This window comes from Fulvivirga sediminis, from assembly GCF_016757215.1.
GTDB lineage: Bacteria > Bacteroidota > Bacteroidia > Cytophagales > Cyclobacteriaceae > Fulvivirga > Fulvivirga sediminis.
The window spans coordinates 263,867-279,647 of sequence record NZ_JAESIY010000002.1 but is presented as its reverse complement, the minus strand read 5'-3'; the positions used below and the strand labels follow the sequence as shown (position 1 = coordinate 279,647).

At 33.5% G+C, this 15,781-nt stretch carries 18 protein-coding genes; all 18 read left to right on the top strand.

The window, feature by feature from the left end; genetic code table 11:
- Window positions 1-2: 2 nt before the first annotated feature.
- The 18 genes from JL102_RS04560 (at window position 3) to JL102_RS24090 (ending at window position 15,772) form a co-directional block, all read left to right on the top strand.
- Window positions 3-1,442 (top strand): lipopolysaccharide biosynthesis protein, encoded by a 1,440-nt coding sequence (locus tag JL102_RS04560; protein WP_202243066.1) that lies wholly within the window; start codon window positions 3-5, stop codon window positions 1,440-1,442.
- Window positions 1,435-2,112: a hypothetical protein gene (locus JL102_RS04555; RefSeq protein WP_202243065.1), complete on the top strand. Its 678-nt coding sequence runs from the start codon at window positions 1,435-1,437 to the stop codon at window positions 2,110-2,112. The genes JL102_RS04560 and JL102_RS04555 overlap by 8 nt, the downstream gene beginning before the upstream one ends.
- The gene (locus JL102_RS04550; protein WP_202243064.1) at window positions 2,109-3,044 is read left to right on the top strand and encodes a sulfotransferase family protein; all 936 of its coding nucleotides are present in this window, start codon (window positions 2,109-2,111) and stop codon (window positions 3,042-3,044) included. Before JL102_RS04555 ends, JL102_RS04550 begins: the two co-directional genes overlap by 4 nt.
- Window positions 3,045-3,048: 4 nt before the next feature.
- Window positions 3,049-3,696 carry a CatB-related O-acetyltransferase gene (locus JL102_RS04545; RefSeq protein ID WP_202243063.1) on the top strand — a complete coding sequence of 216 codons (648 nt, stop codon included), beginning with the start codon at window positions 3,049-3,051 and terminating at the stop codon, window positions 3,694-3,696.
- Window positions 3,680-4,738, top strand: a complete 1,059-nt coding sequence (locus tag JL102_RS04540) for a glycosyltransferase family 4 protein (protein ID WP_202243062.1) — start codon at window positions 3,680-3,682, stop codon at window positions 4,736-4,738. Before JL102_RS04545 ends, JL102_RS04540 begins: the two co-directional genes overlap by 17 nt.
- A 1-nt stretch (window position 4,739) precedes the next feature.
- On the top strand, window positions 4,740-5,489 hold the full coding sequence (locus tag JL102_RS04535) for a cytidylyltransferase domain-containing protein (RefSeq protein WP_202243061.1): 750 nt from the start codon (window positions 4,740-4,742) through the stop codon (window positions 5,487-5,489).
- 46 nt (window positions 5,490-5,535) lie between these two features.
- Window positions 5,536-6,576 carry an N-acetylneuraminate synthase family protein gene (locus tag JL102_RS04530; RefSeq protein ID WP_202243060.1) on the top strand — a complete coding sequence of 347 codons (1,041 nt, stop codon included), beginning with the start codon at window positions 5,536-5,538 and terminating at the stop codon, window positions 6,574-6,576.
- 4 nt (window positions 6,577-6,580) lie between these two features.
- The gene (locus tag JL102_RS04525) at window positions 6,581-7,066 is read left to right on the top strand and encodes a KdsC family phosphatase (protein WP_237390393.1); all 486 of its coding nucleotides are present in this window, start codon (window positions 6,581-6,583) and stop codon (window positions 7,064-7,066) included.
- Between the two features lie 23 nt (window positions 7,067-7,089).
- Window positions 7,090-8,277 (top strand): polysialyltransferase family glycosyltransferase, encoded by a 1,188-nt coding sequence (locus JL102_RS04520; protein WP_202243059.1) that lies wholly within the window; start codon window positions 7,090-7,092, stop codon window positions 8,275-8,277.
- Window positions 8,270-9,349, top strand: coding sequence for a glycosyltransferase family 4 protein (locus JL102_RS04515; protein WP_202243058.1), 1,080 nt, complete (start codon window positions 8,270-8,272; stop codon window positions 9,347-9,349). Before JL102_RS04520 ends, JL102_RS04515 begins: the two co-directional genes overlap by 8 nt.
- 75 nt (window positions 9,350-9,424) lie before the next feature.
- Complete coding sequence (locus tag JL102_RS04510) at window positions 9,425-10,567, top strand: glycosyltransferase family 4 protein (protein ID WP_202243057.1); 1,143 nt, start codon at window positions 9,425-9,427, stop codon at window positions 10,565-10,567.
- A gap of 2 nt (window positions 10,568-10,569) precedes the next feature.
- The gene (locus tag JL102_RS04505) at window positions 10,570-11,820 is read left to right on the top strand and encodes a hypothetical protein (protein ID WP_202243056.1); all 1,251 of its coding nucleotides are present in this window, start codon (window positions 10,570-10,572) and stop codon (window positions 11,818-11,820) included.
- A gap of 58 nt (window positions 11,821-11,878) precedes the next feature.
- Entirely contained in the window at window positions 11,879-13,012 is a 1,134-nt protein-coding gene (locus JL102_RS04500) for a glycosyltransferase family 4 protein (RefSeq protein WP_202243055.1), read from the top strand.
- A gap of 2 nt (window positions 13,013-13,014) precedes the next feature.
- Window positions 13,015-13,620 (top strand): sugar transferase, encoded by a 606-nt coding sequence (locus tag JL102_RS04495; protein ID WP_202243054.1) that lies wholly within the window; start codon window positions 13,015-13,017, stop codon window positions 13,618-13,620.
- The gene (locus tag JL102_RS04490; RefSeq protein WP_202243053.1) at window positions 13,620-14,225 is read left to right on the top strand and encodes an acetyltransferase; all 606 of its coding nucleotides are present in this window, start codon (window positions 13,620-13,622) and stop codon (window positions 14,223-14,225) included. The genes JL102_RS04495 and JL102_RS04490 overlap by 1 nt, the downstream gene beginning before the upstream one ends.
- Window positions 14,222-14,836, top strand: coding sequence for an acetyltransferase (locus JL102_RS04485; RefSeq protein WP_202243052.1), 615 nt, complete (start codon window positions 14,222-14,224; stop codon window positions 14,834-14,836). The genes JL102_RS04490 and JL102_RS04485 overlap by 4 nt, the downstream gene beginning before the upstream one ends.
- Window positions 14,833-15,369: an exosortase family protein XrtF gene (gene xrtF, locus JL102_RS04480; RefSeq protein WP_202243051.1), complete on the top strand. Its 537-nt coding sequence runs from the start codon at window positions 14,833-14,835 to the stop codon at window positions 15,367-15,369. Before JL102_RS04485 ends, xrtF begins: the two co-directional genes overlap by 4 nt.
- Complete coding sequence (locus JL102_RS24090) at window positions 15,356-15,772, top strand: exosortase F system-associated membrane protein (RefSeq protein ID WP_202243050.1); 417 nt, start codon at window positions 15,356-15,358, stop codon at window positions 15,770-15,772. The genes xrtF and JL102_RS24090 overlap by 14 nt, the downstream gene beginning before the upstream one ends.
- Window positions 15,773-15,781: the final 9 nt, after the last annotated feature.

The following is a 15,781-nucleotide window of genomic DNA, read 5'->3' as shown; positions in this document are numbered from 1 at the left end:
TAATGACATCATTAAAGAAAAGGTCTACTTCTGCTTTTTTTTGGGATTTATTTGGCACTGTATTTCAGCAGGGTGCTGTTTTTTTTATAACAGTTTTTCTAACCAGGCTGCTTACTCCAGAAGATTTCGGTTTAATAGGCATGGCTATGGTCTTTGTTTCTGTAGCCCAAGTTTTTATTGAGGCTGGATTAGGAGCGGCGCTGATACAAGATGATAATAGCACCAATCTTACGTATACATCTGTTTTTTATATGAATATAATCATAGGAATCCTTCTTACGGTATTAACCTATTTCTGTTCTGACTGGTTTGGTTACTTTTTTGAGAGTGAGGAAGTTGCTAGATTAATTAAGTGGCTCTCATTAATCTTTATATTCAACTCTTTTGATATCGTTCAAATCTCAATTCTGAGGAAAGAACTTAAATTTAAATCTTTGACGATCCGCTTAGCCGTATCAACAGTAATTGCAGGTTTGGTGGGAGTGTTTTTTGCATTTAAAGAGTATGGTGTATATAGTTTGGTTATTCAAAATATTGTAAGAGCTGTAATAGGGAGTGTTTTATTATGGTATGCCTCCAGTTGGCGACCTTCTTGGGATTTTAGTTATGCTGAAATTAAGCGTATTTCTTCATTCAGTAGTTTTATGTTGCTAGAGCAAATCATGTTTTCCATATCAGAAAGGTTGGATGTGCTTTTAATAGGTAAGATTTTTAATGCTTCTACTTTGGGTTTTTATACACGTGCTCAAACCTTGAAGGATCAAGTTACCAAGCTTTCTTCTACTAGTATTTCGAAGGTCTTTTTTCCAGTGTTAACTTCTATTAAGAACGATATAGCAAGATTTCGATTAATATATTTCAATCTTCTTTCAGTTGCGTTGATGGTCTCGTGTTATATAATTATAGTGCTTTATGTGCTGGCTGAAGATCTTATATTGATTCTGTTCGGAGCCGAGTGGCTTCCATCTACCTTAATGTTTAAAATTCTTATACTGTCTGCTGCTGCTTTTCCTGTAAATGCAATTATTATTAATGCATTTCTTAGTACAGGTAAGGCCAAAGAGAATTTTAAAATTGGTGTATTTAGAAAATTAGCAAAATTAATACCACTTATTGTAGCATTGATTTATGGAATTAAAGCTTTTTTGATATGTTACGTGGTTGTTACTTATACTTTAACAGTTATTAATTTCTTTTTCGTTAGATCTTATCTAAGTATAAGTCTTTACCAGCATTTTAAAGTGACAATTCCTTCATTGATTTTTTTGGTTTTATTTATCGTTATATTCGACTATGCTGATTTAAGTTCGCTATGGAGTAGGTTGGCATATCTAATGAGCTGTTTAGTTATTTATTCTACTTGGTTAATAGGTACTGAAAACTCAGGGTGGTTGTTCTTGAGAACCATAGTCATAGAGAAAATATTAAAGCGTAATGGATGAAAATTCTATTGAACAAGAGTGTTTCGGAGATGATAACCTTCTTGTATCGTTCGGAGGTGTTAATCAGGCATATGGGATACCCGTATTTGAATTCAAAAATGTATTAAAGAAGATCAAATGTGATAAACTATTTATACGAGATTTGAGGCAAGCTTGGTATCACTTAGATTCTGATAGTAACGTTAATGGGTTATTAAAGCTCAAAGAAAGACTTCGTGAGCGAATCGGGCAGGGTAATTATAAAAGGGTCGTATTTTTGGGTAGTTCCATGGGAGGTTTTGCGGCTATATATTTTGGATCAATTTTAAGAGTTGATAAGATAATTGCATTTTCTCCACAAAGTTTTATTGATCGGTTCTATAGAACAATTTATGTTGATCGACGATGGAGGTCCCAAATTCGCGAATTACGTATTCGTGCAGATAAGAGTAATGAACCTAATGTTTGTTTTGATCTAAAAAGACATTTAGAAAATTTAAATACGGAGTGTGATATTGAAATCTTGTATGCAAAGAAACACAGATTAGATAGAATACATTCTAATAGGTTAAAAGCTATAAAGGGGGTAAATTTAATGCCTATGAACAGCAATGATCATTCCTTAGTAAAGGACTTAAGGAATAGTGGAGATCTATATAATATTATAAATCGTTCGTTGATAATCAAATGACTTCAGTTCCTAAATTTATTTTAATAGGGGGTTCACCAAGGTCTGGAACTTCTTTAGTACAAAAGCTTTTAATAAGTCACTCTAGAATTGATGGAGGGCCAGAGTTTGTTTACATGCCCAAGATGTCAATTTTATTTGACCAGATGAAAAAGAGCATAATAAGAGATTCTATTTCTATGTATGTGAATGAAGAGAAATTGATTGAAAATTTCCAGAAATTCACTAAATCATTCTTTGAAAGTTCAATTACGGATAATACTTATTATATATCGGAAAAAACACCAAGCAATATATTTGCATTTCTCTCCTTTAATGAATACTTACCCAGCGCAAAATTGTTAAACGTTTATAGAGATGGAAGGGCGGTAGTTGCTTCATTTAGAAATGTCAGAAAACGTGCTCTGAAGAATGGACAATATTTGGAGAATATAAGCTTGATAGCATCGATCAAAACATGGAATAATTCTATTGATGCATATTTTGAATATGTAGAGGAAGTTGGAAATAACTTGTATTCTGTGAAATATGAGGATTTAGTAACAAATCCTAGATTAGTTTTACTTGAATTAATGCATTGGTTAGATCTAGAATTAGAAGATCAGATGCTCTCACCTGAGTTAATTAATTTTAATGACAATAAAAAGGATGCTAAAATTAATGATATTTGGTATACAAAAGGAATGTATAATCAATCATTTAATACAAGCAATATAGACACATGGAAGAAGGAACTTAACTTTTTTGAAAAGATCATTTCCAATATTTTAATGGCGGATAGGCTGGATAGATTGGAATATCCGGTTAAAGGGATTTACTTGACATTAAATAGAGTGTTAAAATTATGTACATGGAAATATCATAAGACATATCTTAAGAAAAGTTCTTTAGTGATTAATATGTATAAAAAATTTCTTCTTAAAATTAAAATGTAAAATAATGCTTAAAAAGGTATTGAATTTTATAGCTCATTACATAAATGAACGAAATATTATTTTAGGCAAGTCATCTGTTTACATATCTGATAGTTCGATTGTAGAAGGTAGCTTTATTAAGGGAGAAGTTACAATAGGGCAAAAGTGTACTCTAAAACGTGTTCACATTGACGGCAAGGTTTCAATTGGTGACTTTTCATTTTTAAGTGGGCCAAATATTTTTATTCATTCAAAAATTGATCAAGTGAAAATTGGTAAATTTTGTAGTATTGCTCGGAATGTAGACATTCAATCACATAATCATGATATTAACAAGATAACTACAAGTTCATTAATGACAAACTTTTTTAATGGAAATGAGCATAATGAATTGGTATCAATGGGTGATATTTCAATAGGAAATGATGTATGGATTGGAGCTAAATGTACTATTTTGGGCGGGGTTACTATTGGTAATGGAGCTGTTATTGGTGCCAATACACTTGTAAATAAGGACGTGCCTGCATATTCTATTGTTGTTGGTAATCCAATGAGAGTTGTGAAAAAAAGATTTAGTGATTCGCAAATATTGGAATTAGATGCATTAAAGTGGTGGGACAAGCCTATTGATGAAATACGAGAAATATACGAGGGTTTTGAAAAAAGTAGGTAAGGTAAAAGTTTTCCTGGCAGCGTTCATTAATCAAACAAACGCACAAAATATTAACTGTAGAGAACTTGCCAAAAATTTGGATGAGGATGAGTTTGATGTTTATACTTTAGAGCTTTCAAGTGGTAATTTATCTTCTTTAACTAAAAAAAATGTTCATATATTTAGATGTTGGTATCCGACTAAAGTTAGTGGTTTGATTGGCTATTTATGGGGGTTTTTAAAAAGCGAAGTGGTGTATTTACCACGTGCCGATTTTTTGTGGTTTCAAAAGTGTTTAATTAAGATTTTCAGAAAAAAATCTTTTAAAACAATGGAAAATATAATTGATGTTATTTCAATTGATACCGCATTTGGTGTTTTTGGAGGCGACTTAAATAAAATAATTTCCTATTACAAATATGCAGATAGGAATTATCCCATTAGCAAGTATGTAGGTGACTATAATTATAAGCATTATAGTATAAAATATAACCAACCTATATTGTACGTACCTACAGATTTTGATAGTTTTTATATTAAAAGAGATGTCAATGATATATTGTTGACGGATATTGTTTTTATCGGTAATGATTTCAGGAGGAAGCGGTTGAGTAAGTATCTAGAACTTGCACAGTTATTCCCTGATTTGAAGTTTCATGTGGTGGGCAAAGGTAATTTACCAGATGAAATACATGAAATTAAAAATGTTAAATATCATGGAATGTTGAGTCATGAAGCTTTACATAATTTATTAGAATCAATTCAATTACATTATTTTCCGTCACTATCAGAGGGATTTGGTAAAGTAACAATAGAAGTTGGTGCGGCAGGTATACCCACCATTCTTCATGGTAATTATGGCGCAGCTGAATGGATAAACAATGAAAAGGAAGGAATAATAGTTAGTGAATTTGATGAGGTTGTGGAAAAAGTTAGGTTATTGAAAAATAATACTGAGTTTTTAGCAAAACTTTCCCAGGGTGCCCAAGAAATGAGCCGGAGGTTTGATTCTAGAAGGGTTGTTAAAATTTATGAGCAAGTAATAAAAGATCTTATTAATTAAAATGGAATGCGATATCATAGTGCAGGCAAGGATGTCATCTACTAGGATGCCGGGCAAGATACTTAAGCCATTTTTCAAGACCGAAAGTATATTGGAAGTCCAAATTGGTAATATACAATGTCTAGTAGGGAGTGTAATTATAGCAACTAGTAATAATTCGGCAGATGACGTTTTAGAGAATTTTGCGAATGGTAAGGGCGCAAAAGTATTTCGTGGAGATGAGCAGGACGTAATGTCAAGGTTCATAGAGGGGTCTAGTGCAGATTTTATTATTCGAATTTGTTCTGATAATCCATTTCTTGATCTGTTATATCTTCAAAAATTGATTGATAATGTTGAGGAGGGAATCGATTACGTATCTTATAAAGATTATGAAGGTACACCTGCAATACGTACACATTGGGGATTGTTTGCTGAATTAGTGAAAAGGAGTGCATTGGAAAAGGCGTACATGTTAACTGAAAATGATGAAAATAAATCATTTTATAGAGAGCATGTAACCAATTATATATATGAAAATCCGCAGTTATTTAAAGTGAAGTTACTTGATGCACCTGCGGAGGTTTTTCACAGAAAAGATCTTAGATTTACAATTGATACGCCTGAAGATTTTGAGAATATGCAAAATCTTTATGAAAAAATGATTACCTCTGAAGATCCTTTCAATTTGAGTCTACTGGTAAAATATGCCGATGAAGATTTGATGATTAAAGAAATAATGCAGCAAGGAATTAATAAATTTTCAAAATAGAATATACTACCTCACAATAATTTTTTTAGAAAACCAGAAAGAATAAATGTCACATACATACTTAATTGCGGAAATAGGTCAAAATCATAATGGCTCAGTAGATTTAGCTAAATTATTAATCGATAAAGCAGCTCAAAAGGTAGTAGATCCTCTGTTTAATAAAGAGTTAAAACACTGGGATGCTGTTAAATTTACCAAGCGAGATTTAAATGAGGAGCTGTCTGCTTCTGCTATGGCTAAGCCTTATGATAGTCCTCATTCATTTGGAGAAACATATGGTGAGCATAGGGAAAAGTTGGAGCTTTCAGATGAACAACATTTTGAACTTTATAAGTACGCAAAAGCGAATAATTTGGACTTTGTAGAAACTTTGTGTGCAATAGGGTGTCTTTCCATGTTAAAGTTGTTTACACCGGATCGCTTAAAAGTAGCTAGTAGAGACCTTACTAATCTACCATTGTTGAATGCTATGGCAGAAACAAAAATACCTATGATAATTTCTACAGGTATGGGAGGCGTGAAAGAAATAGATGATGCTTTAGAGGTGATAACCAAGCATCATGATAAGGTTAGCATCTTACATTGTTTAAGCCAATATCCATCTGAATATGAAAACATTAACCTTAATAGTATTCATTTCCTAAAGAAAAGGTATTCGGACTTTTTAATTGGATATAGTGATCATTCTATAGGAATTTCTATTCCAACCGCCTCAGTGGCAATGGGAGCAGAGATGATAGAGAAGCATGTAACTTTGGACCGCTCAATGAAAGGAACTGATCAAGCTGGTTCTTTAGCACCTGATGGCATGTATAGAATGGTTCGTGATATTCGAAATTTAGAATTGGCTTTTGGAGTCGAGAGTAAAGAGACTAGCTCTGCAGTTGAATCTGCCAAGATTAAATTAGAGCGTTCTATAGCTACAAATAAGTATATACCCAAAGGACATAAAATTACTTTAGATGATATTCACTTATTAAGTCCAGGTGACGGATTTAAGTGGGCAGAGCAGGAAAATGTTATTGGCAAAACTACATTGAAAGAGATATCTCAGGATGAGGTGATTTATAAAGATATGATAGGATAGTATTATGCTACCAAAATTAATTTTAACTGATATTGATGGGGTATGGACTGATGGCGGAATGTATTATGATCAAACGGGGAATGAGTGGAAAAAATTTAACACATCAGACTCTGCAGGGATCGTATTTGCTAGAAAACTGAATATTGTCGTGGGGATAATAACAGGAGAAGATACAGAGATCGTAAAGAGAAGAGCCCAAAAGTTGAAAATTGATCATTTATATGTGGGTATTAGTGATAAATTACCTGTTGCGCAGGAATTATGTGAAAAGTTGGGGTTTAATCTGGATCAAGTTGCATACATAGGGGATGACATAGGAGATCTAGAATTACTTAAGCAGGTAGGGGTTGCTGCAGCACCATCTAATGCCCCTCAGTATATAAAAAAGCATGTTGATTTTATTACTAGTAAGCCTGGTGGGGAAGGGGCATTCCGTGAATTTGTAGAATGGATAATCAGTAAGGAAATGGATATCGAAGACCTGCTTTAATTTTTGAAGCAGGGTCTATTAGTATGAAGAAGAATAAGATTTTAGTCGTCTGGCCAACTCATAGAGAGGATTGGATATTACCTTTTAAAGAACTTTCTAATGATTTTGAGTTTATATTTTTAGCTGGTGTAAGTAAAAATGAAGAGGTTCGGAATTATACAGAATCATTTGCTCAATCGGTTTATTGGTCAAAATACACCTCTGCGGCACATTTATTAAATGAATTAAATCTTGATAAGATTATTTTCATGTCTGTAGATTCGGGGCTTAACATGGCTTTAAATATGGTAGCTAAAAGTAGAGGAGTAATTACTTATATCCTACAGCATGGTATTTATACTAATTATAGAGATTATCGTAATCGAGAGAAAATATGGAGAAAGCAGCAAACGACTGCATCTATTAAATCATATAAGGCTAGTATAGGGTTTAGTAGCTTGTCGTGGATAAAGAAATCACTCCATGGAAGTCTTAAACTGAATTTTATATTCATTTTTTTATATGTCAAAGGATCTCAATTAATTGGGCCCTATTGGGCGGCCAAGCATTTATCTTTCGAAGGAAAAAGACCAGATTATTATTTGTGTTTTTCTCCGTTTAATGCTGTTATACATAAAGAAACGGATCGAATAGATGAATCTAGAATATATTATGTGGGTAGTACCGAGTTAGCTAAATATTTGGTAAAGGAAAAGCTGCTTCACATGGGTAAGTATTATTTGCATATAGATCAGGCTTTTGCTGATAATAGTTTCGGTGAGGAAACCGTTAGCAGGGAAAATATGATCAATTTTTATTTGAAAATAAATGAGTATTGCTTGAGTCAAAACTCCAAATTATTGATCAAATTACATCCAGAATCTTATGGTTCAGAATGGTTACCTATACATGAAAATATAACTTATTTAAGAAAGGTGGATAACCTGAATAGTTATATTCAATCAGCAGAAGGCTGTTTTGGGTTTTATTCTACTATGGTAATACCTGCCGTTTACTGGAGGCCAACAGTTTTATTTTCTATTTATTATTCAGGCTTGCAGGAAGCTTTGTCTGATTTTGAACATGTGCAGATCATGTCTTTCAGTAATTTTAATATACCGGATATTTCATTTGCGAGAGAAGTCCAGAAGGCAGAAGAGATAGAGAGAAAGTTCTTCTATCAGAGCGGTAGAAGTTCTGTTGAACTTTTAACTGATATTTTGAATGGCTAGGAAGAAACTTTTACATGTTCTTTATTCTGGGCAGGGTGGTTTGGGTACATATTTCATGAATTTTGTAAATTCTGATCAAAATGGAAATTTCGAACATTATGCTTTTTTTTATGGTATAGAACCTCTAGATGAAGAGTTGAAGCATTTTTGCTTATTAAATAACATTAATTATCGTTATCAGTTACGTTCGGGTAAGCTTGATTTAAAAGCTATTCGATTATGCAATAATTTTATAAGGAAAAACAGGATTGAGTATGTTTTTCTTCACACTTTTAGTATGAGTTTGTTGACTTTTCTTGCTTTTTTTAATTCATGGAAAGTGATTGCAGTAGACCATACTACCCACCATATTAAGACTAAAATTGAAAAAATATTCACGATGTTAAATCATTTTTTCGCGGATAAGATGGTGTTTTTTTATAAAAATCAGTTTGATGCAATCAAGGGCACATTTCCCTTCTTATGTAAACGTAAAAATAGTATCGTTATTGCTAAGACGGTGGATACAAATGCTTTCAAACCTCATGATACTATATCTGAAAATGAAGTTTTTACTTTAGGAGTAGCAACACGTTTGGTAAAGGGAAAACTTCTTGATTTACTAATTCAAGCAATTTACGAACTTAAGAAAGAGGGGTATTTGGTTAGGTTGAAAATTGCGGGACAGGGGCCGGAAGGAGAGAATATGAAGAAGCTTACTTCATCTTTAGGTTTGACTCGGGAAATTATATTTACAGGCTTGTTAAATAGGAATGATTTAATAAAATTCTATCAATCATTGGATATTTATGTCCATCCATCGGAAGGCGAAACGATTTGTTATTCTATAATGGAGGCGCAGGCTTGTGCTTTGCCGATTTTGGCTTCCAATGTGGATGGAATTAGTAACTATTTATCAAAGGAAAATGGAGGAGTGTTATTCAATAATACAGTGGGTGGTATAATCGAAAAGTTGAAGTTGTTTTATGATAATGAGGAATTAATGGTTGAGTATTCCAGAAGTTCCCGGAATGCCATGATTGAATTATTTAAGAAAAATAATAATTCAGACTGCTTACTCTCTATTTTGTAAAATTGAGGTCTTTACAAAAACTGTTGATAATTCCAATGTTACAATTAATAGATATTATAAATTCATTTATTAAAAATGAGAATACTTTTCATACAAAAGGAAGGCGGGATTTTTGGTGCTGAAAACTTTCAGTTAAAAATAATACCAGCTCTTAAAGAAAGAGGGGTTAACGTTGAATTTTTACGTTTATATACCAATTATCAAGGAGGTATTGGAGGAGACTTTATTGATAGATTGGAAAAGCTCAATGTGAAAACATATGAAGAAAATATAGGTAAATTTCCAAAGCCAAAAGTGCTAAGCTCAATAAAGGCTCTAATTACTAAAGGTAAATATGATATTGTACATACCCACCTTATTCATGCAGACCTGTGCCTTAGTTTGATTAAGCTATTTATGGGAGGAATTGCTTGTCCTTGGATAAGTACGAAACATGGCTATGATAATAAATTTACCGCAAAGAATGGATTTGATGCTGAAAAACAAGGATTAACTCCATATTATATGTTAATGCGTTTATCAGAGCGTTTATGTGATCACTCGTACACTATTTCCCACGGGTTAAGAAATTTCTTTATTGCTTCTAAAGCAACAAAAGCTGCAAAAATGAATATGATTCATTATGGTTTTGATTTTAAAGAAATAACAAATGATTATATAAATAGTGATTTTAGGAAGTTTAAGAAACAGATAGTTATTGCAGGTCGACTCGTGAAATTTAAAGGGCATTATTATCTTGTAAAAAGCCTTTCCCTTTTACAAAAGATGAATTCAGATGTAGGGTTGGTAATAGTGGGGTCTGGAGATGAAGAGGAAAATCTAAAAGCCCTTGTTAATGAGTTAGGATTAAAAGATTCAGTTGTTTTTGCTGGATATAGTAAGGAGGTGGTTAGATGGATGTACAATTCCGATGTGGTGGCTGTACCATCTATTTCTGAAGGATTTGGTGTGGTATTCTTAGAAGCTTTTTCATGTAAGAAGCCAGTTGTTGCGTGGGATGTACCTGCAGGCAATGAATTGATGGTTGATAATGAAACTGGTTATTTAGTTAGGCCTTATGAGATAGATTCACTAGCTAAGCGAATTAATTACATATTAAATAATAGGGAAGAATCGGAAGAGGTTGGAAGAAATGCGTATTCAAAATTGAAGACATATTTTACATTAGACCGAATGACACAGGAAACAGTTGAACTCTATAAAAAAGCACTGAATTAATTTTGGGAGCAATAATTGCTATATTATTACTTTTTCTTATTGCAAAATCCATCAAATCGGCATGGATCGCAAATGATCATCAGTTAAACCAAGTTTTCAACTACGGAGTAGCATTTCGTGTGATGGGTACATTAGGTTATATGTTATATGCATATAATTTTAGTGGTGGAGGAGTAGATGCTTGGGTATATGATAATTATGCTACACGATTTGCTGATTATTTTCGTGAATTTGACTTTTCTCCTTTTTATAATCAGGAAATGTGGAGAAATGGTGAGTTATTCTATACGAATTTTGTTGCATATCCAGCAGCATTTTTCATGATAATTACTTTTGATAATGAGTTTGGTGTTTATTTATTGTATAGCTCAGCATGCTTTACAGGGTTAATATTTATTGTTAAATCATTTAAAAGAAATTTCATTTTCCTTAATAGAAAAGGTGTTTTTTTATGGGTCTTATTATTCCCTGCTTTATGGTTTTGGACCTCCACTATTGGGAAGGATGCTTTTATGTTTTTAGGAATGGGCGTGTTATGTCTAGGGATAACCAATAAAAAGTTGAATTATGTTCTAATACTATTAGGTTTAGCTATTCTATATGCATTTAGACCTCCAACTGCCTATGTGGCTATTTTAGCATTGGGCTCTTTTTTTATTTTGAATCTTAAAGATAGCTGGTTTATGAGAATTGTTAAAATTAGTTTGGGCCTAATCTTAATAGTTGTTCTTGCAAATTATTTATCTGATAAATGGGGTATTGAGGAGTTTTCTAATGATGAATTAACCCAATTACAGGAAGGTACCTTAAGAAATAATGAATATGGCACGGGTGTGCTAGAAGAAAAATCAGGAGGTATTAGTTCAATACCTCAGGGTGTAATCGATGTTTTGGCGAGACCATTCTTATGGGAGATTAAGAATATTCTAACTTTGGCTTCTGCAATAGAGATTAATTCAGTTTTATTTTTATTATACTGGAAAAGAAAATCTGTAATCTACTTTGTGAAAAATAGTCTTTCCCATAGATTGTCTACATTTACATTGGCATTTATATTTATATACATTGTAACTGTAGGGCTTTTTGAAAACAACATTGGGTTGATAGCAAGACATCGAGCAATTATTTTTCCTTTCTTATTCTTAATGGCTTTTGCCTACGATGATAATGTTAAAAGATATTATATGAAAGTGATGAAGGTAAGGAAACAGTATAAAATGACGAAAGCACGGAGTTATTCTATTAGTGAATAGATTTCCAAAGCGAGCTTCAGAAAGACTAATACTTCTCATATAGGACATTTTACAATAAATGATGCAAGACAAAACGGCTATTGTTTTTGGGAGTTACCTTCCATCAATAATCAACTTTCGTAAACCTTTATTAATTGCTCTTAAAGAACGTGGATATCGGGTGCTAGCTTTGGCACCAGGGAACGATGAATTTACTGAAAGGATACTTACTGAGTTGAATGTGAAGTTTATACAGGTGCCATTAGGTAGGACAGGGTTCAATCCTCTGGAAGATATTAAAACTTTCTTGTTTTTAAAAAAACTATTCCAGCGAATTCAGCCTGATATAGTCATTACTTATACTATTAAACCCAACATATATGGGAGTTGGGCCGCTAAAAGTACTGAAGGGATTAAAGTTGTTTCCTGGATAACAGGTCTTGGTTATGTAGGAATGGAACCTACTTCAATAAAGAGGAAGTTAGTTAGGTCAGTTATATTCATGCTATATAAAATGGCATTTAATAAGTTGCCTTATATTGCTTTTCAAAACCCAGATGACAAAGAGTTTTTCAGTCATCATAAACTCCTAAAGTCACATACTAAGCAGACAATAACCGCTGGATCAGGTGTTGATTTAATCCATTACCCTAAAGCTCAACCACAAATTAAGCCGATAAAATTTTTGCTTATAGCCAGGTTAATTGGAGCGAAGGGTGTAAATGAATATTTACACGCCGCCCAACTGATAAAGCAACAATATCCAGAGACTATTTTTCAGTTGATTGGTATGGTTGATGAAGGAAATCCAGATTCTTTGGAAGAAAGTGAGCTCAAAGAATTACATCAAAAAGGTGTTATTGATTATTTAGGATATCATTCAGATGTAAGGGGATACTTGGCATCTTGCTCTGTATTCGTTCTGCCATCATATTACCGAGAGGGAACTCCAAGAACTATTTTAGAATCTTTAGCTATGGGAAAGCCTATAATTACAACTGATAACCCTGGTTGCAGGGAGACGGTCGAGAATGGAGAGAATGGTTATTTAGTACCCATTAGAGATGCGATTTCGCTGCAGAAGGCTATGATTTTCTTTATAGAGAGCCCGGAATTGATTGAGACAATGGGCGAACGCAGTTTTTCTTTAGCCAAAAGTAAATATGATGTTAATTTGGTTAATGATCATTTGTTGTCTTTTATAGAAGCATAATAATGTATAATGAATTCCTAAAACCATTAGCTGATCGGCTCGTAGCTTTAATAGCATTTATTTGTTTGTTCCCTGTCTTCCTGATAGTTACTCTACTTTTAATTTTAGCTAACAATGGAAATGCTTTCTTCACTCAATCAAGACCAGGTCATAAAGGAAAGGTATTTAGAGTAATTAAGTTTAAAACCATGACTGACGAAAAAGATCAGCATGGAGAGCTTTTGCCAGATGATAAAAGATTAACCAAAGTTGGAAGTTTTGTAAGAAAGACCTCTTTAGATGAGATTCCTCAATTACTTAATGTCATTAAAGGAGATATGTCATTTGTAGGTCCTCGTCCGTTATTGGTTGAGTATCTTGAGTTATATGATGAGGTTCAAATTAAAAGGCATGACGTGAAACCAGGTATTACTGGTTGGGCTCAGATAAACGGGCGCAATGCCATAAGTTGGCAACAGAAATTTGCTTATGATGTGTGGTATGTAGAGAATCAATCGTTTTGGTTAGACATAAAAATCTTATTTTTGACTGTGTTTAAAGTCTTTAAAGCAGAGGGTATTTCCGCCGAAGGACAAGTGACGATAGAAAAATTTAAAGGTAATAATTAATGTTTTTATTTGGAGCCAGTGGCCATGCAAAGGTAATTACTGAAATAATACAGCTTAACGGGGGCAGTGTATCGGGTTTTTATGATGACGACCCTTTGAAAAAGTCACTTATGGGGATTCCTGTTTTAGGGAATACTGAGGCTTATAAACCTGGCAATGAAAAGTCTTTGATAAGTATTGGGAATAACCGAATAAGGAAGAAGGTTACTGAGCAAATAGAAGCTAAATATGGACAAGTAATTCACCCCAAAGCTGTTGTTTCTGAAACCGTTGAAATAGAAGAAGGAACCGTGGTTATGGCCGGGGCAGTAATTAATCCATTTACCAAAATTGGTAGACATGTTATCATTAATACTGCGGCATCTGTAGATCATGATTGCCAGGTAAGTGATTTCGTTCATATAGCTCCAAAATCTACTTTGTGTGGCGGTATATCTATTGGCGAAGGTACATTGGTAGGGAGTGGTTCTGTAATTATCCCGAATACTAAAATAGGGAAATGGGCGACTATTGGAGCTGGGAGTGTAGTGGTTAAGGATGTGCCTGATTATGCCGTTGTGGTGGGTAATCCTGCCAGAATTATAAAGTTTAATTCTCAACTATGAAGAAAATAGCGATATACGGAGCGGGAGGGTTAGGAAGAGAAGTCCTTACCATCATAAATGCCATTAATTCTGAAGAAGCAACTTGGGATTTTATTGGTTTTTTTGATGATAGCGCACCCAATGTTTTAGGAGGAATTAATGAACTCAATAATTGGAAGGAGCCTCTTTCACTTATTATTGCTATAGGTAATCCTTCTGTTAAGAAAGGTTTGGAAACTCATATTGAGAATGATTTCATTGATTATGCGACCCTCTTACACCCCAGAGCTATTTTAGCGGATGATAACATTGAAGTGGGCAAAGGTTCTGTACTTGGTGCTGGGGCTATACTTACTACCAATATTGAAATAGGAGATCATGTTTTAGTGAATTTAAATGTAACTATAGGGCATGATTGCCAAATAGGATCTTTTTGCTCTATCATGCCAGGGGCTAATATCTCAGGTCAGGTTACATTAGATGAGGCCGTTTTGGTAGGATCCGGAGCTAATATACTCAATGGTATAATGGTTGGAAGAAAAGCTAAAGTAGGATCAGGAGCAACAGTAACTAAAAATGTTCCTTCTAAAATTACTGTGGTAGGCGTTCCTGCTAAACCTATTCAAAAATGAATATTTCTGAGTTTAAGCCAGCTATACTATTTATAGTGAAGTTTCTAGTGTTATATCTGGGGCTAAACTTATTATACGGTTTTTATATTGATACCTACTCACCCTCTCCAGACCCAATAACAGTTGTTGTTACCAATCAGGTGTCTGGTGTAATGTCGGCTTTTGGCAACGGCGTGGAAGCATCAGATAATCAGGAGAAACCTTCTGTTTTTTTGAGTTTAAATGGCTATAACATACTTTCAGTTTATGAAGGGTGCAATGGACTCAATGTAATGATAGTATTTCTGGTCTTTCTATTGTCATATGGTAAACCAATAAAGAAGCTATATTGGTTCATTCCCATGGGCTTGGTAGGGGTTCATTTATTTAATTTGATTCGGATAATATTACTCTTTTGGGTGGCTCAAGACTTTCCGGAAATGATGTATTTTGCTCATAAATATCTATTTACCGCTTTTCTTTACATTATTGTGTTCTTAATGTGGTTTTGGTGGGTTGTGAAATTATATAAGTTACCAAGTGAAGAAACTTAGCCTCAAACCATTTCAAATCGTTGTCTTAATACTGGCCACTACAGGATTGCTTGTAGTATATCTTTTTCAAAAGCATCTAGATCATTTTCTAGGCACTTATTTTACGGATCATTATTGGTCATTTGTATTAACTAAATCGATTAGATTTATACTAAATGATTTGTTAATGATAGCTATAATATATGCTCTTTTTGCAAAGAGGAAATATGTTGTTTTCGCATTTTATATACAGTTGGCAGGAGTTGTTTGTATACTATTGCCTTATCTTATAATAAAGTATCATACTTCTTATAATGGGCCACTAGTTTCGTACCTTCACAGATTGGTGGTTAACCCGCTTTTAATGCTTTTGTTAATACCAGCTATTTTTTATCAGGAGAATAACACCAAATTAAAATCTTAATCTATTTAT